General features: G+C 67.4%; 13 protein-coding genes. 6 read left to right on the plus strand and 7 right to left on the minus strand.

Annotated features, from left to right (window positions below):
• The first annotated feature begins 163 nt into the window (after positions 1–163).
• The 4 genes from ASE30_RS12120 (at position 164) to fabI (ending at position 5,657) form a co-directional block, all read left to right on the plus strand.
• Positions 164–2,698 (plus strand): DUF3141 domain-containing protein, encoded by a 2,535-nt coding sequence (locus ASE30_RS12120; RefSeq protein WP_057284563.1) that lies wholly within the window; start codon positions 164–166, stop codon positions 2,696–2,698.
• Between the two features lie 5 nt (positions 2,699–2,703).
• Positions 2,704–3,639 (plus strand): phosphate acetyltransferase, encoded by a 936-nt coding sequence (locus ASE30_RS12125; RefSeq protein ID WP_057284564.1) that lies wholly within the window; start codon positions 2,704–2,706, stop codon positions 3,637–3,639.
• 63 nt (positions 3,640–3,702) lie between these two features.
• Positions 3,703–4,887 carry an acetate/propionate family kinase gene (locus ASE30_RS12130; RefSeq protein ID WP_057284565.1) on the plus strand — a complete coding sequence of 395 codons (1,185 nt, stop codon included), beginning with the start codon at positions 3,703–3,705 and terminating at the stop codon, positions 4,885–4,887.
• Entirely contained in the window at positions 4,884–5,657 is a 774-nt protein-coding gene (gene fabI / locus ASE30_RS12135) for an enoyl-ACP reductase FabI (protein WP_057284566.1), read from the plus strand. Before ASE30_RS12130 ends, fabI begins: the two co-directional genes overlap by 4 nt.
• A 43-nt stretch (positions 5,658–5,700) precedes the next feature.
• Here fabI and ASE30_RS12140 read toward each other — a convergent pair whose 3' ends face one another.
• A complete protein-coding gene (locus tag ASE30_RS12140; protein ID WP_082601562.1) occupies positions 5,701–7,389 on the minus strand; it encodes a SulP family inorganic anion transporter in 1,689 nt (562 codons plus the stop codon).
• A 282-nt stretch (positions 7,390–7,671) separates the two neighbouring features.
• Here ASE30_RS12140 and ASE30_RS12145 point away from each other — a divergent pair, with 282 nt between their 5' ends.
• Positions 7,672–8,655 carry a tripartite tricarboxylate transporter substrate binding protein gene (locus ASE30_RS12145; protein WP_057284567.1) on the plus strand — a complete coding sequence of 328 codons (984 nt, stop codon included), beginning with the start codon at positions 7,672–7,674 and terminating at the stop codon, positions 8,653–8,655.
• A gap of 71 nt (positions 8,656–8,726) precedes the next feature.
• Here the strand turns inward: ASE30_RS12145 and ASE30_RS12150 are convergent, their stop codons facing one another.
• From ASE30_RS12150 to tkt, 3 genes are all read right to left on the minus strand, one after another.
• Complete coding sequence (locus tag ASE30_RS12150) at positions 8,727–9,923, minus strand: phosphoglycerate kinase (RefSeq protein WP_057284568.1); 1,197 nt, start codon at positions 9,921–9,923, stop codon at positions 8,727–8,729.
• Positions 9,924–10,017: 94 nt separating this feature from the next.
• Positions 10,018–11,028, minus strand: a complete 1,011-nt coding sequence (gap, locus tag ASE30_RS12155) for a type I glyceraldehyde-3-phosphate dehydrogenase (RefSeq protein WP_056326654.1) — start codon at positions 11,026–11,028, stop codon at positions 10,018–10,020.
• A gap of 15 nt (positions 11,029–11,043) precedes the next feature.
• Positions 11,044–13,080, minus strand: coding sequence for a transketolase (gene tkt, locus ASE30_RS12160; RefSeq protein WP_057284569.1), 2,037 nt, complete (start codon positions 13,078–13,080; stop codon positions 11,044–11,046).
• A 221-nt stretch (positions 13,081–13,301) separates the two neighbouring features.
• Here tkt and ASE30_RS12165 point away from each other — a divergent pair, with 221 nt between their 5' ends.
• Positions 13,302–14,033, plus strand: coding sequence for a 16S rRNA (uracil(1498)-N(3))-methyltransferase (locus ASE30_RS12165; RefSeq protein ID WP_057284570.1), 732 nt, complete (start codon positions 13,302–13,304; stop codon positions 14,031–14,033).
• 35 nt (positions 14,034–14,068) lie between these two features.
• Here the strand turns inward: ASE30_RS12165 and ASE30_RS12170 are convergent, their stop codons facing one another.
• The 3 genes from ASE30_RS12170 to ASE30_RS12180 all read right to left on the minus strand — a co-directional run.
• Positions 14,069–14,536, minus strand: coding sequence for a barstar family protein (locus ASE30_RS12170; protein WP_057284571.1), 468 nt, complete (start codon positions 14,534–14,536; stop codon positions 14,069–14,071).
• Entirely contained in the window at positions 14,533–15,762 is a 1,230-nt protein-coding gene (locus tag ASE30_RS12175) for a patatin-like phospholipase family protein (RefSeq protein WP_082601563.1), read from the minus strand. The genes ASE30_RS12170 and ASE30_RS12175 overlap by 4 nt, the downstream gene beginning before the upstream one ends.
• Positions 15,743–17,195, minus strand: a 1,453-nt coding sequence (locus ASE30_RS12180; RefSeq protein ID WP_255366959.1) for a phosphate acyltransferase, incomplete at its 5' end; no start/stop codon positions are given. The genes ASE30_RS12175 and ASE30_RS12180, both read right to left, overlap by 20 nt.

Raw genomic sequence — 17,195 nt, forward strand, 5'->3', positions numbered from 1 at the left:
GCTATGCAGGTCGGGGAGGGGAATCCGCTGCTTGACCGGTCAATCTGCACCATGTTGCACTGCAGCATCCATTGCGGTGTAATGGAGAGGTCAACTCAGCCGGTTCCACTTGGGATCGGCCCGGCGGCCTTCCGCCGCCAGCAGCCACTTACAGGAGATCGCCATGGCCGGATCCGGCACCGATCACGCACTCGCCCAGTCCTTCAACCCCTGGACCGCCGCCTACGAATACACCGTGGATGCCTGGCAGCGCGGCGTGCTCTACGCGGACGTGATGCGTCAGCGCGGCAATCAATACCACGCCCACATGGCCAAGCAGGCGCCCAATGTGCTCAGCATGGACTCCGAACTGGTGCTGGATGGCAGAAAGCTGCCGCGCCCGGTCAACTACGGCCTCCTGCGCATCACGCCGCCCGAGGGCGTGGAAACGGACCCGATCAAGCGCCCCTTCCTGGTGGTGGACCCGCGCGCCGGGCACGGTCCTGGCATCGGCGGTTTCAAGCCGGAAAGCGAGATCGGCGTCGCGCTGCGCGCGGGACACCCCTGCTACTTCGCGACGTTCCTGCCCCAGCCCATGCCCAGCCAGACCGTCGAAGACGTGATGATGGCCGAGGCCCGCTTCCTGGAAGAGATCATTGCGCTGCACCCCGACGCGGAGGGCAAGCCTGTCGTCGTGGCCAACTGCCAGGCGGGCTGGCAGATCATGATGACCGCCGCGGTCCGCCCCGAGCTGTTCGGCCCCATCATCGTGGCCGGCGCTCCGCTGTCGTACTGGGCCGGCTGGCGGGGCATGAATCCCATGCGCTATGCCGGCGGCCTGCTGGGCGGAAGCTGGCTCACGGCGATGACCAGCGACCTGGGCAACGGCAAGTTCGACGGCGCCTGGCTGGTGCAGAACTTCGAGAACCTGAATCCGGCCAATACCCTGTGGTCCAAGCAGTACAACCTGTACTCCAACGTGGACACCGAGGCCGACCGCTACCTGAGCTTCGAAAAATGGTGGGGCGGCCACGTGTTCCTGAACGGGCCCGAGATCCAGTACATCGTCGACAACCTCTTCGTGGGCAACCGCCTGGCCACCGCCGGCCTGGTGACGTCCGACGGTATCCGCATCGACCTGCGCAATATCCGTTCGCCCATCGTGGTGTTCTGCTCCAAGGGCGACAACATCACCCCGCCGCCGCAGGCGCTGGGCTGGATTCCCGACCTGTACCAGAATGAAGCCGAGGTGCTGGCCCACGGCCAGACCATCGTCTACGCCGTGCATGAAAGCATCGGCCATCTGGGCATCTTCGTGTCGGGCAGCGTGGCCCGCAAGGAACACCAGGAATTCACGTCCAACATCGACATGATCGACGTGCTGCCGCCCGGCATCTATCAGGCGGAGATCGCCGACAAGACGCCGGACACGCCCAACGCGGACCTGGCCTTCGGCAATTACGTGCTCTCCTTCGAACAGCGCAGCCTGGATGACGTGCGCGCCATCGTGGACCGCAACGAAGAGGACGACCGCCGCTTTGCCGCCGTCGCCCGCATCTCCGACATCAATCTGGGCATGTACCGCAGCTTCGTGCAGCCCTGGGTGCGCGCCCTGGTGACGCCGCAATCGGCCGAGTGGATGCAGCGGCTGCATCCGCTGCGCCTGCCCTACGAACTGATCTCCGACCGCAATCCCATGATCGCGCCGATCGCCCAGGTGGCGGAGCGCGTGCGGGAAAGCCGCCAGCAGGCGTCCCCCGCCAATCCTTTCCTGATGGCGCAAGAGATGTTCTCGAACATGATCGAGACCAGCCTGAACATCTGGCAGGAGCTGCGCGACTCGGCCGACGAACGCACCTTCATGGGCGTGTATGGTTCGCCGGTAGTGCAGGATCTGGCCGGCCTGGGCGCGCAGTCCGGCCCGCCGCGCAAACACCCCGGCGTCTCGCCGGAACACCGCCGCTTCATGGAAGAGCGCGCCGCCGAACTGCGTTCGCTGCTACAGGAAGGCGGCCTGCGCGTGGCCGCGATACGGATGCTGCTGTATGTCTCGGGCGCCGAGGGCGGCCTGGACGAGCGCAGCTTCGCGCTGATACGCAAGATGCGCGCCGAAGCCGACAACGCGCTGACGCTGCAGCAGTTCAAGGACGTGACGCGCGACCAGGCGTTGATGATGACCCTGGACTCCACCGCCGCGATCCAGGCCATGCCGCGCCTGCTCGAAGGTTCGACCGCGGCCGAAATCCGCACCACCCTGGATGCGATGAAGGGCGTGCTCGAAGCGGCCGAACCGCTGAGCGACGCCGCGCAAGAAAGCCTGGCCGAGATGGAGCGCATCTTCGAATCGGCCGAGCGCCGCGCGCAGAAGCGCGAACAGGGCCAGGCGCCCGCGGCCGCGGCGCGGCCCGCGCGCGCCAAGGCCGCCGATCCGGTCCAGGACCTGGTCGAAGCCGCCGCCCAAGTGCCCGCCAAGACCGCCAAGCCCCACCCCGCCGCCGCCCGCAAGGCGGCGAACGGGAGTTCCGCGGCGAGATCCGAAACGAAGCCCGCGCTCAAGGCTGCATCCAAGGCTGCTTCCAAGGCTGCGCCCAAGCCCGCCGCCAAGGCCGGCAAGGCCCCCGCCCAGGCATCCGCCAAAGCCCCCGCCAAGGCCCCTGTCGATGCGCCCGCCAAGCGCGCGCGCGGCAACGCCTCGTCCCGTCAACCTTCCAAGGCGTAGACCCCATGAGCCTGCCCACGTCCAAGCACTACGACAGACTCATCGCGCGCGCGCAGACGCTGGAGCCGGCCGCGTGCGCCATCGCCCACCCTTGCGACGAGCCCTCGCTGTCGGCCGCGCTGGAGGCCCGCGACCTGGGCCTGCTGCGGCCCATCCTGGTCGGTCCCGAGGGCAAGATCCGCGACACCGCCGCCCAGTTCGGCCTGCACCTGGGCGATGCCCGCATCGTGGATGCGCCGCACAGCCATGCCGCCGCCGAAACGGCCGTGGCGCTGGTGCGCAGCGGCGAGGCCACGCTGCTGATGAAGGGCAGCCTGCACACCGACGAACTGATGCATGAAGTGGTGGCGCGCACGACCGGACTGCGCAGCGGCCGGCGCATCAGCCATGTGTTCATCATGGAAGTGCCCACCTACACCGAACCGCTGTTCATCACCGACGCGGCCATCAACATCTTCCCCGACCTGGAAACCAAGGCCGACATCATCCGCAACGTGATCGACCTGCATCACGGACTGGGCCTGGGCGAGCCGCGCGTGGCCATCCTGTCGGCCGTGGAGCAGGTCACGCCCAGCATCCCCAGCACCATCGAGGCCGCCGCCTTGTGCAAGATGGCGGACCGCGGCCAGATCTCGGGCGGCCTGCTGGACGGCCCGCTGGCGCTGGACAACGCCATCAGCCCGGACGCCGCGCGCATCAAGGGCATCCGTTCGCCCGTGGCGGGCGTGGCCCAAGTGTTGGTCGTGCCCGACCTGGAAGCCGGCAACATGCTGGCCAAGAACCTGACCTTTCTTGCCAATGCGGAAGCGGCCGGGATCGTGCTGGGCGCGCGCGTGCCCATCATCCTGACCAGCCGCGCCGACAGCCCGCGCTCGCGGCTGGCCTCGTGCGCGGTCGCGGCGATCTACGCCCACCACCTCAGCCTACCCCCTACCCGCTGACGCGGGCCCCCTCCTGGGGGCGGAGCCAGAAACCTCAGTGTCTCAACAGGGAATCACAGCGCCATGAGCGATACCATTCTCGTCATCAACGCCGGCAGTTCCAGCATCAAGTTCTACCTGTACGACATCGAGGGCCAGGAGGCGCTGGCCCCGCGCCTGGGCGGCCAGCTTGAGGGAATCGGCACCACTCATCCCAGGCTGCGCGTGCGCGACGCGGCGGGCCAGACGCTGCTGGAACGCGACATCGCGCCCAGCCACGCGCCCGACGTGCCCAATGCCCAGGAAGTCGTGGGCACCTGGCTGAGCGGGCACCTGGGCGGCGCGCCGCTGGCCGTGGGGCATCGCGTGGTGCATGGCGGCCCGGACCTGTCCGAGCCGGTGCTGATCGACGACGCCGTCCTGGCCAGGCTGGACACCTTCACGCCGCTCGCGCCGCTGCACCAGCCCAACAACCTGGCGCCGATCCGCGTCATCCGCGAACGCCGTCCCTGGATTCCCCAGGTGGCCTGCTTCGACACCGCGTTCCACCGCAGCCACTCCGACGTGGCGGACCGCTACGCGCTGCCCGAGCGCCTGTACCTGGAAGGCGTGCGCCGCTACGGTTTCCATGGACTGTCGTACGAGTACATCGCGCAGCGCCTGCGGCAGGCGCTGCCGGACATCGCCATGGGCAAGATCGTCGCCGCCCATCTGGGCTCGGGCGTATCCGCCTGCGCCATGCACCAGGGCAAGAGCGTGGACAGCACCATGGGGTTCACGGCGCTGGAAGGCCTGCCGATGGGCACGCGCCCTGGCCGCCTGGATGCCGGGGTGGTGCTGTGGATGATGGAACAGGGCATGAGCCACAACGAGATCGAGCACATGCTGTATCACGACTGCGGCATGAAGGGGCTGTCGGGCATCGGCAACGACATGCGCGAACTGCTGGCCAGCGATGCGCCGTCGGCCCAGTTGGCGCTCAAGTATTTCGCCTGGCGCGTGGCCGAGGGCATGATCGGCCTGGGCTGCGCCATGAACGGCATCGACGGCATCGTATTCACCGCCGGCGTGGGCGAGAACTCCGCCGAGATCCGGCAGGCAATCAGCGAACATTGGGGCTGGCTGGGCATCAAGCTGGACCCCGAGCGCAATGCCCGGCACGGACCGCGCATCTCCAGCGACGACAGCCGCATCGGCGTGTACGTGGTGCGCACCAACGAAGAGCTGATCATCGCGCAGCACACCCTGGCCCTGGTGCGCCAACAATGAACGCGCCCCTTCCGCTGGCGGGCAAACGCGGCCTGATCACCGGCATCGCCAACGCCGATTCCATCGCCTGGGGCTGCGCCCAGGCGTTTCGCGCGATGGGCGCCGAACTGGCCGTGACCTACCTGAACGACAAGGCACTGCCACATGTGGAGCCGCTGGCGCGCCAGGTGGACGCGCCGCTGCTGATGCCCATGAACTTGCTGAACGAGGGCGAGCTGGAGTCCGTGTTCGCGCGCATCGCCGATGAATGGGGCGCCCTGGACTTCGTGCTGCACTCCGTCGCCTACGCGCCGCGCGACGATCTGCACGGCCGCGTCACGGACTGCTCGCGCGCCGGATTCCTGCAGGCGATGGACGTGTCGTGCTGGTCCTTCATCCGCATGGCCAAGCTGGCCGAACCCCTGATGGCGAACGGCGGCACCCTCTTCTGCATGAGCTACTACGGCTCGCAGATGGTGGTGGAACACTACAACATGATGGGGCCGGTCAAGGCCGCGCTGGAATCCGCCACGCGCTATCTGGCGGCGGAGCTGGGTCCTTCGGGCATCCGGGTGCATGCGATATCGCCCGGGCCGCTCAAGACCCGCGCCGCCTCCGGCATCGCCGACTTCGATTCGATGCTGGACCGCGCCCAGGCCAAGGCGCCCGCGCGCAGCCTGGTGTCCATCGAGGACGTCGGCCAAGCCACCGCCTGGCTCGCCACGGACGCCGCACGCCTGATGACCGGACAGACGCTATACATCGACGGCGGGTATCACATCATCGACTAGCGCCGGCGCCACGCAGCGTGCCGGGCGCCTCTTGGCGCCAGCGCTAGGCCAGCGTGTCCGGGGCATCCTGACGCCAGCGCTCGATGGCGTCCACCGCCTGTTCCGGGCTGCCGAAGATCTTGTCGCGGCCGATTTTCTTGATCAGGCCCGAACGTTCCAGCGCCGTGCGGAACTTGCCATGTCCGCCCGCGACCAGCAGCGTGATGCCGCGCGCATCCAATTCGCGCTTGAGCTCGTATAGCGCCTCGACCGCATCGGCATCGGCCTGGGTCATGGCCTCGGCGTCCAGCACGAACCAGCGCACGTCTCCGGCCTGCTCGATGATTTCGCGGGCGCGCCGGCGGAAGGCATCGGCGTTGAAGAACCACACCGACGACTCGAACAGCCACACCACCGCGCCCGGTACCGGCTGGGCCTCCGGATTCAGGTGCAGCTTTCCCAGCACCGACTCGCCGGGCACGCGGCCCAGCAGCGCGTCGCGCGGGTTGCCCGACACATACATGGCGTACAACAGGGTCGCGCCCACGGACACGGCCACGCCCTGCAGCACGCCGAATCCCACCACGCCGACCGCCGCCAGAATCCCGAACGCCAGCTCGATCCTGGAAATCCGGGCCAGCCGCAAGAAGGCGTGGCCGTCGAACAGACTGGCCGCCGCCTGGAGCAGAATGGCCGACAGCGCGGCTTGCGGCAGCCAGTACAACGGCGCGCTCAGCAAGCCCACCACTACCGCCAGCGCGGCGGCGGCGCTGACACTGACCAGCGGCGACGATCCGCCTGCCACCAGCCCCACGGCGGTGCGCGAATCCGCGCCGGTAACCACGTAGCCCTGGAACAGGCCCGCCGCCACATTGGCCGCGCCGAAGCCCACCAGTTCGCGGTTGGGGTCCACGTGCTCGCCCGAGCGGGCGGCAAAGCTGCGCGCCGTCACGATGCCGCTTGAAAAGCTGACCACCAGCACGCCCGCCGCGCCCAGCAGGATGCCATCCACGTTGTCCAGACGCAGCGGCAGGCTCAATCCGGGCAAACCGGCGGGGACCTCGCCCACCACCGCGATGCCCAACGCCGGAAAATTGAATATCCACGAAACCAGACAGGCGCCCGCCACCAGCAGGATGGGGCCGGGCCACGTGGGACGCCAGCGCTTGACGGCAACCAGCAGCAGGCAGGACGCCAGCCCCAGGCACAGGGTGGGGATCTGGATTTCAGACAGCCGGTGCGACAGCTCCAGGAAGGGATGCACCAGGCCGCTATTGCGCAGCCCCACGCCCGTCAGGCCGCTGAGCTGCGACATCGCCAGCGTGATCGCCACGCCCGCCATATAGCCGATCAGCACGGGCCGCGACAGCAGATTGGCCAGCACGCCCAGGCGCAGCACGCGCGCAATCAGGCAACCCACGCCCACGGTGAGCGCGATGGCGGTCGCGCCCACCAGCCGCTCTTCGGGCGTGGTGAGCGCCATGCCCGTCAAGGTGGCGGCGATCAGGGTGCAGGTGGCGGTATCGGGCCCCACGATCAGCGTGCGCGACGAGCCGAACAGCGCATAGCCCAGCATTCCGGCGATGGCCGCCCACAGCCCCGCCACGGGCGGCACGCCCATCATGGCGGAATACGCCAGGCCGACGGGCAGCGCCACGGCGGCCACGCTGAGTCCGGCGGTGACATCGCGCCGCGCCGATTCCCGGGTCACGCCGCGGAAGTTGTTCAGGCCAGGTAAAAAACGTAGATTCATGGCGCGGCGAAAGGACCGAAGGAAAAATTCCCGCACGGCGCGGGATCATCGCCTAGCCTACACCAAGCCCGTGACGCGCAACCCGCCCAAGATCAAGCAAGCGCGGATTCATTCCCCCAAGGAATGGACTTCATTCAATTTTTATCCCTTTTCCGCGACATGGGGATTGCGTAGAGTCGCCGGCATGAGAACCGCGGCGCAATGGCGCGCCGCTAGACCGACACGGCCCGCCCGCAGCGATACGCGTGACGGGGACAAAGGGCCGGCACTTCTGGAGACTCCATGTCCTTCGCCATCCTGCGACGCGCCCGCGGCGCGTTCGTGTTCGCCGTGCTAGCCGCCGGCATCGTCCCCGCCGCCCACGCGCAGGCCTATCCCGACCGTCCCATCAAGCTGGTCGTGCCCTGGCCTCCGGGTGGCGCAACCGATGCGCTGGGCCGGATGCTGGCGCAGCGCCTGACCGAACGCCTGGGCCAGACGGTCATCGTGGACAACAAGGCCGGCGCGGGCGGGAACATCGGCACCGCGTCCTTCGTGCGCGAAAAGCCGGACGGCTACACGCTGCTCATGGCCACCAGCTCCACCAACGCCGCCAACCCGCATCTGTATTCGCGCCTGGGCTTCGATCCGGCCAAGGACTTCACGCCCGTGGCCTTTGTCGCGGAGATCCCCAACATCCTGGAAGTGCCCAAGCAATCGCGCTTCCAGTCGGTGGCGGATCTGATCGCCGCCGCGAAGGCAGAGCCCGGCAAGCTCAATTACGGCTCGGGCGGGGTGGGTTCGTCGCAGCATCTGGCCGGGTCGATGTTCAAGCACCTGACCGGCGCGGACGTGCTGCACATTCCGTACAAGGGCAGCGGCCCCGCCGTATCGGACCTGCTGGCCGGCCAGGTGGACATGATGTTAGACACGGGCTCGCTCGCCCAGGTGCAGGCCGGCGCGCTGCGGGCGCTGGCCGTGGCATCGCGCACCCGCCTGCCGGCCTTGCCCGACGTGCCCACTTTCGACGAAGCCGGCGTGCCCAGGATGTACGCGTCAGCCTGGTACGGCATCGTCGCGCCGGCCGGCGCGCCGCCCGAGGTGGTAGAGCGCCTGAACAAGGAAATCAATGTTGTGGTGTCCGATCCGGAAATGAAAAAGCGGATGGAAGGCATGGGCGCGCTGGTGCCCGCGGGCCAGACGCCGGAAGCCTTCGGCGCCTTCATACGCGCAGAGATCGACCGCTACGCCGGCATCGTGAAGATGTCCGGCGCCAAGATGGAATAAGCAGGGTCCTGCCCAGCGAAAAAAAAGCCGCCCCGAGCAAGGGGCGGCTTTCTTGTCAGACGCAGTCTTGCTTACTTCCCGGCGCGGGCTTCCAGCACGGCAACGGCCGGGAGGGTCTTGCCTTCCAGGAATTCCAGGAACGCGCCGCCGCCGGTCGAGATGTAGCCGACCTGCTCGCCGATGCCGTACTTGGCGATGGCGGCCAGCGTGTCGCCGCCGCCGGCGATCGAGAAGCCTTCCGAGTCGGCGATGGCGCGCGCCACCACTTCCGTGCCGTTGGCGAACTGATCGAATTCGAACACCCCTACCGGGCCGTTCCAGACGATGGTGCCGGCCTTCTTCAGGATCTCGGCCAACTGCGCCGCGGTCTGCGGGCCGATGTCCAGGATCATGTCGTCGTCGGCCACGTCAGCCGCCGCCTTGACGGTGGCTTCGGCGTTGGCGCCGAAAGACTTGGCGCACACCACGTCCACCGGAATCGGCACGGCCGCGCCGCGCTTTTTCATGATGTCGATGACGGCGCGCGCCTGGTCGACCTGGTCGGGCTCGGCCAGCGACTTGCCGATGGGCAGGCCGGCGGCCAGCAGGAAGGTGTTGGCGATGCCGCCGCCCACGACCAGCTGGTCAACCTTGTCGGCCAGCGATTGCAGGATCGACAGCTTGGTCGACACCTTGGAGCCGCCCACGATGGCGACCAGCGGACGCTTGGGCTCGTGCAGCGCGCGGCCCAGAGCTTCCAGTTCGGCTTCCAGCAACGGGCCGGCGCAAGCCACGGGCGCGAAGCGCGCAATGCCGTGCGTGGTGGCTTCGGCGCGGTGAGCGGTGCCGAAGGCGTCGTTGACGTAGACGTCGCACAACGCCGCCATCTTCCGGGCCAGCGTTTCGTCGTCTTTCTTTTCGCCGACGTTCACGCGGCAGTTTTCCAGCAGCACGACCTGGCCGTGGTCGACCTGGACGCCATCGACCCAGTCGCGCACCAGTTGCACGGGCATGCCCAGCAGCTCGGACAGGCGCTGGCCAACCTTGGCGAGCGAGTCGGCATCGGTCAGGACGCCTTCTTTCGGGCGGCCCAGATGGGAAGTGACCATCACGGCGGCGCCGGCGTCCAGCGCCAGCCGGATGCCGGGCACCGAGGCGCGGATGCGGGTGTCTTCCGTGATGCGGCCCGCGTCGTCGAACGGCACGTTCAAGTCGGCGCGGATGAACACACGCTTGCCGGACAGGGCGCCGGCCTTGGCCAGCGCGGACAAAGTATTGACCTTGGACATATTTGGATTCCTACGATAGGCGAACAAAGGGGACGAACCCATTTTCCGCGATCGCGGAAAACAAATCCGTCCCCCTTTGGACTGACCGTGTGGCTTACTTGGCCGACATCAGCGCGACGGTGGTGTCGAGCATGCGGTTCGAGAAGCCCCACTCGTTGTCGTACCAGGACGAAACCTTGACCAGGCGGCCCGACACCTTGGTCAGCGACGCGTCAACGGTGCTGGAGGCCGGGTTGTGGTTGTAGTCCACCGAGACCAGGGGTTCGGTGTTGTAGTCCAGGATGCCCTTCAACTCGCCTTCGGAGGCGGCCTTCAGGATGCCGTTCACTTCTTCGGCGGTCGTGTCGCGGCTGGCCACGAACGACAGGTCGACCAGCGACACGTTGATGGTCGGGACGCGGATGGCGTAGCCGTCCAGCTTGCCGTTCAGTTCCGGCAGCACCAGGCCCACGGCGGCGGCGGCGCCGGTCTTCGTGGGGATCATGCTCATCGTGGCCGAACGCGCGCGGCGCAGGTCTTCGTGGTAGACGTCGGTCAGGACCTGGTCGTTGGTGTAGGCGTGAACGGTGGTCATCAGGCCGTTTTCCAGGCCCAGCTTGTCGTTCAGCGGCTTGACCAGCGGGGCCAGGCAGTTGGTGGTGCACGAAGCGTTCGAGATGACGGTGTCCGTCGACTTCAGCACGCCGTGGTTGACGCCGTAGACGATGGTGGCGTCGACATCCTTGCCGCCCGGGGCCGAGATGATGACCTTCTTCGCGCCGCCCTTGATGTGCGCGCCAGCCTTTTCCTTGGTGGTGAAGAAGCCGGTGCATTCCAGCACGACGTCGACCTTCAGGTCGCCCCACGGCAGTTCGGCCGGGTTGCGGTTGGCCAGCACGCGGATCTTGTCGCCGTTGACGACCATGAACTCGCCGTCGACTTCGACGGTGCCCGGGAACTTGCCGTGGGCGGTGTCGTAGCGCGTCAGGTGCGCGTTCGTCTTGGGATCGCCCAGGTCGTTGATGGCGACGATTTCGATATCGTGCTTCTTGCCACCTTCGTAGTGGGCACGCAGGATGTTGCGGCCGATGCGACCGTAACCGTTGATGGCGACGCGAATGGTCATGACTAAGCTCCCTTTTTACAAAACTTGGCGGACGGTCTCGGCCACCTTGTCGGCGGTCAGCCCGAAGAACTTGAACAGTGCGCCGGCCGGTGCGGACTCGCCGTAGCGGTCGATGCCGACCACGGCGCCCTCCAGGCCCACGTACTTGTGCCAGAAGGCGGTGACGCCAGCTTCCACGGCAACGCGCGGCAGGCCCTTGGGCAGCACGGACTGCTTCCAGGCGGTGTCTTGCTTATCGAACACATCGGTGCTGGGCATGGAGACCACGCGCACGGCGACGCCTTCCTTGGCCAGCAGCGCCTGCGCGTCCAGCGCGATGGCGACTTCAGAGCCGGTGGCGATGATGACGGCGCGGGCGCCTTCGGCGTCGCGCAGCACATAGCCGCCGCGGGCGATGGCGTCCACGGTGGCCGCGTCGCGCTGCACGAACGGCAGGTTCTGGCGCGACAGCAGCAGGGCAGTCGGGCCGCCGTCATGCACGTCCATGCCGATGCTGGTCGGGCGCGTCACGGCGGCGTTCCAGGCCACGGCGGTCTCGGCCGTATCGCAAGGACGCCACAGCGACAGGTTGGGGATCAGGCGCAGGCTGGCCGCGTGCTCGATGGATTGGTGGGTCGGGCCGTCTTCGCCCAGGCCGATCGAATCGTGGGTGAACACGTGGATGACGCGCTGCTTCATCAGCGCGGCCATGCGGATGGCGTTGCGCGAGTAGTCGGAGAACGTCAGGAACGTGCCGCCGAAAGGCAGGTAGCCGCCATGCAGGGCCACGCCGTTCATGATGGCGGCCATGCCGAATTCGCGCACGCCGTAGTTGATGTGGCGGCCGAACTGCACACCCTTGTCGCCGGCGCGGACGGCGGCGACGCCCTTCCAGTCGGTGAAGTTGGAGCCGGTCAGGTCGGCCGAGCCGCCCAGCATTTCCGGCAGCAAGGGGGCCAGCGCCGTGATGGCGAACTGCGATGCCTTGCGCGAGGCCACGGTTTCGGCCTTTTCCAGCGTTGCATCCAGGAATGCCTTGAACTGGTCGGCGTAGCCAGCGGGCATTTCGCCCTTCATGCGGCGCGTGAATTCAGCGGCTTGCGCGGGGAACTCGGCTGCGTAGGCGTCGAACGCCGACTGCCATTCGACCTGAGCGGCGGCGCCCTTCTTGCGGCCATCCCAGCCGTCGTAGATGTCTTGCGGGATCTGAAACGGTTCCGACGACCAGCCCAGCGCGGCGCGCGTGGCGGCGATCTCGTCCTTGCCCAGCGGGGCGCCGTGCACATTGTGCGTGCCGGCCATGTTGGGCGAACCCTTGCCGATCACGGTGCGGCAGACGATCAGCGTGGGCTTTTCCGATTGTGAACGCGCGGCCTTGATGGCGGCGTCCACGGCGGCGACGTCATGGCCGTCAACGCCACGGATCACGTTCCAGCCGTAGCCTTCGAAGCGCTTGGCGGTGTCGTCGGCGAACCAGTGTTCGACGTGGCCGTCGATGGAGATGCCGTTGTCGTCATACAGCACGACCAGCTTGGACAGCTTCAGCGTGCCGGCCAGCGAACACACTTCGTGCGAGATGCCTTCCATCAGGCAGCCGTCGCCCGTGAAGGCGTAGGTGTGGTGGTCGACAATCGTGTGGCCGGGCTTGTTGAATTCGGCGGCCAGCAGGGCCTCGGCCAGCGCCATGCCCACGGCATTGCCCAGGCCCTGGCCCAGCGGGCCGGTGGTGGTTTCCACGCCCGGGGTGATGCCCACTTCGGGGTGGCCCGGCGTCTTGGAATGGAGCTGGCGGAAATTCTTGAGTTCTTCGATCGGCAGATCGTAGCCCGTCAGGTGCAGCAGGGCGTAGATCAGCATCGAGCCGTGGCCGTTGGACAGCACGAAGCGGTCGCGGTTGGCCCAGGCGGGATCCTTGGGATTGTGGCGCAGGTTGCCGGCCCACAAGGCTTGGGCGATTTCCGCCATGCCCATGGGAGCACCCGGATGCCCGGAGTTCGCTTGTTGCACGGCATCCATCGCGAGGGCGCGGATGGCATCCGCCAAGGCAAGTTTAGGGGCGGTCGGATTGCTCATTCGGAAGGCTCTTTGAAACTGGCGCGCCTACGGAAGAAATAGGGCCAGTTGAGTAGGTTGCGAAGCAGGTGATTTTAGCATCAGGGGATTTCCCCAAGGCCATCGGCCGGATGCCCTATGTAAACGTGCGTTTCCGTGTGAAAACCCGGGCAGTGGTAGGCTACGCGTTCGACCGGGCGGCCGCTGCCCGCCGCAGCCTTTTTCCGACTCCCGCAACACCCATGCCCGCCCCCCGCTTCTACTGCGACGTACCCCTGACCGCCGGCGCCCGCGTCGCCCTGCCGGACGCCTTGGCCCATCACGCCCTGCGCGTGCTGCGCCTGCGGGCCGGCGAAACCATCGCGCTGTTCAATGGCCAGGGCGGCGAGTACCCCGCGGTGCTGGAAATCGACGGCAAGGCCGGCTATGCCCAGTTGGGCGATTTCGACCCGCGCGAAGCCGAACTGGCGGGGCGCATCACGCTGGTGCAAGGCCTGCCCTCCGGCGACAAGATGGACTGGGTGGTGGAAAAGGCCGTAGAGCTGGGCGCGGCCCGCGTCAGCCCCATCGCGGCGCAGCGCAGCGTGCTGCAGTTGTCTGGCCCCCGGCTGGAAAAGCGGGTGGCGCATTGGCAGCGCATCGCGCAATCGGCCGCTGAACAATGCGGCCGCAACCGCCTGATGGCGGTGGATGCGCCGCAAACGCTGGCCGAATGGCTGGCTGAGCCCGCCGAGGGCCTGCGCCTGCTATGCCATCCCGAGGCCGCCGAAGACCTGGCCGGCGTGCTCCGGGCGGCGCCCGGCTTGCCGGCGCTGACCCTGCTGGTCGGCCCCGAGGGCGGGTGGTCGGACAAGGAATTGGACTTGGCGCGCCAGGCGGGCGTGCAGGCGGTGCGCTTCGGGCCCCGGGTGCTGCGCACCGAGACGGCCGGACTGGCGTTGTTGTCGGCCGTCAGCGCCTTGATGGGCTGGTAGGCCGGATGGGCCGGGGCGCTGCCCCGGCAGGCGTATCAGCCGGTTTCGCCGTAAGGCGCCGCGGCCACGCCGGGTTCGGGGTCGGGATGCTTGCCGGCGTGCTCGATAACATACGCGAAGACGCGGCCGTTTTCATGCGCGAAATCCGCGGCGTCCGAGCAGACGGTTTCGATGCGGGCCGCATCTTCTTCCAGCGCCGGGTCTCCGGAGTGCAGCCGGTACAGCCACAGCACGACGCCGGCCTTGTGGTCCAGCACGGTATCGCACAGGCAGTCATACAGGGCGTCCAGGTTGCCGCCGAAATATTCGGGGAAGTCCACCGCTTTGACAATGGCGCGCAATACCGCCGAGCGGCTGCGGGCCGGATCGCAATTGGCAACGAAGAGCGACAGGCCAAGTTCATGCGCGGCATCCACCACGGCCTTCTTGTCCAGCCCTTCATGAGCCAGCGCTCCGCCGCGCATGAGTTGCCGCTGCAAAGTAGATTGGCCATTGCGCGTCATGCCTGTGCCTCCTTGAAAAAGGCGATCACTTCGTCGTTACGCTGCATCGTATCGGCATAACCCAGTTCAATCAATCGCTTGGTGTAGCTCGCTTCGAACAAGAGGTAGGACATAAGGGCCCCTCCCCCCGGACGGCCTGGATCGGACGATACACCGAGCACGCGAAAAAGGGCACGCGCCTGTGCGGGCATGTCCCGCAGATGTTCCAGCGCCATCAGATCCAGCGATTGGCTGGGCGTGATCGTCAGCACGTCGATGCGGCGCACGCTGGTGTGGGCACCGTCCGGGCCGGCCTGGTCCATCAGGTAATTGATCCGCTCCAGGCGCTCGACGTCCACCGACAGGCCGTCCAGGAAAATGCTGGACAGCGCGTGCCCGCCCACCTGCGCCAGCGACGGATACGGCGGGGAATCCTCGCGGTTCTCGGGGTGGGTGTCGTCGCGGAAGCCCGTGCCGATCACCAGTACGCGATGCGCTCCCAGATGGATGGCCGGGCTGATCGGCGCAAGCTGGCGCATCGACCCGTCGCCGCACCACTCGCCCTTGCCATGCACCTGCACCTGCCGGGCGGGAAACACAAAGGGGATGGCGGACGAGGCCATCAGATGGTCGATACCGATGGGAGTGGGAATCGCCAGCCGCAGGTAGCGGTGCCAGGGTTCGATGGGCGTGTGCGCCTGATAGAACGTCAGGTGCTCGCCGCTGGTGTAGCCCGACGCCGTGATCGCCAGCGCGGACAGCGAGCCGCTTTCCAGGTTCGCGCGCAGATTGTGAAAATCCAGCACCCGCTCCAGCAGCCCTTGCATGGGGGAGTTGTCCAGCAGGGAATGGGGCCGTTTGCGCGTCAGGCCCGAGTACATCCAGCCCAGGGACAGCAGCCCCAGCCACCGGACGCCGGTGCGGATCAGGCCGGGCGCGTCGGCCCGGTAGATCATGTCGGTATTCAGCGACGACCACAGGCGGCGGATGCGCCGCACGCCCAGATGGGGCCGGTCGGCGCGGCAGGCCAGCGCGGCGGCGTTGATCGCGCCGGCGGACGTGCCGCAAATGATGTCGAAGGGGTTCTGGAAACGGGAATGCCAGTCGGGGTCCAGCAGCTCCATGATGGCGCTGAGCACCCCAACCTGGTAGGCCGCACGCGCGCCGCCGCCCGTCAGGACCAGGCCGGTCGGCGTACGTCGGCAGGCTCGGCCTGCCGGCGTCACTTCAACGCGGTGTATTGACATCGACCACCGTCATCGCGGTCATATTGACGATGCGGCGCACGGTGGAACTGGAGGTCAGGATATGCACCGGCGCATTGCAGCCCAGCAGGAAAGGACCCACCGCCACGTTGCCGCCGGCCGCCGTCTTGAGCAGGTTGTAGGCGATGTTGCCCGAGTCCACATTCGGGCACACCAGCAGGTTGGCTTCGCCCTTGAGCGTGGACGACGGCAGGATGCGCATGCGCAGCGCCTCGTCCAGCGCGCAGTCACCGTGCATCTCGCCGTCGATCTCGAGTTCAGGATCGATCTGGCGCACCAGTTCCAGCGCGCGGCGCATCTTGGCGCCCGACGCCGAACTGCCCGAGCCGAAGTTCGAACGCGACAGCAGCGCCGCCTTGGGCGCCAGGTACATCCGGCGCATCTCGCGGGCGGCGGCCACGGTGAATTCCGCGATCTGCTCGGCCGTGGGCTCGTCGTTGACGTGCGTGTCCACCAGCACCACCGTGCGCTCGTTGAGCAGCAGGATGTTCATGGCGGCATACACGTTGTGGCCGGGCCGGCGGCCGATCACTTCGTCCACGAAGCGCAGGTGGTCGTGGTAGGCGCCGACCGAGCCGCAGACCATGCCGTCGGCATCGCCCAGGTGCACCATCATCGCGCCGATCAGGGTCATGCGGCGGCGCATTTCGACACGCGCCATTTCCTTGGTGATACCACGGCGGCACATGCGTTCCCAGTACGTCGTCCAGTACTGGTGGAAGCGTTCGTCGTATTCCGGGTTGGTGACTTCCACGTCCTCGCCCAGGCGCAGGCGCAGGCCCAGTTTTTCGATGCGGGTCAGCAGCACCGAAGGACGGCCCACCAGGATGGGACGGGCCAGGCCTTCGTCCACCACCACCTGCACCGCGCGCAGCACGCGCTCGTCTTCGCCTTCCGCGAAGACGATGCGGGCGGGGCCGCCTTCGCGCACGATGCGCTTGGCCGCCGAAAACAGCGGCTTCATGAACGCGCCCGAGTGGTACACGAACTGCTGAAGCTGCTCTTCGTAGGCTTCCAGGTCGGCCAGCGGGCGCGTCGCCACACCGCCGTCCATCGCCGCCTTGGCCACCGCCGGCGCGATGCGCACGATCAGGCGCGGGTCGAACGGCTTGGGGATCAGGTATTCGGGGCCGAACGAGATATCGAACGTGCCGTAGGCCGCGGCCACGACTTCATTCTGTTCTTCCTGCGCAAGCTGGGCAATGGCATGCACCGCCGCCATTTCCATTTCGCGCGTGATGGTCGTGGCGCCCACGTCCAGCGCGCCACGGAAAATGTACGGAAAGCACAGCACGTTGTTGACCTGGTTCGGGTAGTCCGAACGGCCCGTGGCCATGACGACATCGTCGCGCACGCCGTGCGCCACTTCCGGCAGGATCTCGGGCGTGGGGTTGGCCAGCGCCAGGATCAGCGGG

It is taken from the genome of Achromobacter sp. Root83 (assembly GCF_001428845.1).
In the GTDB taxonomy this organism is placed as follows: domain Bacteria; phylum Pseudomonadota; class Gammaproteobacteria; order Burkholderiales; family Burkholderiaceae_B; genus Achromobacter.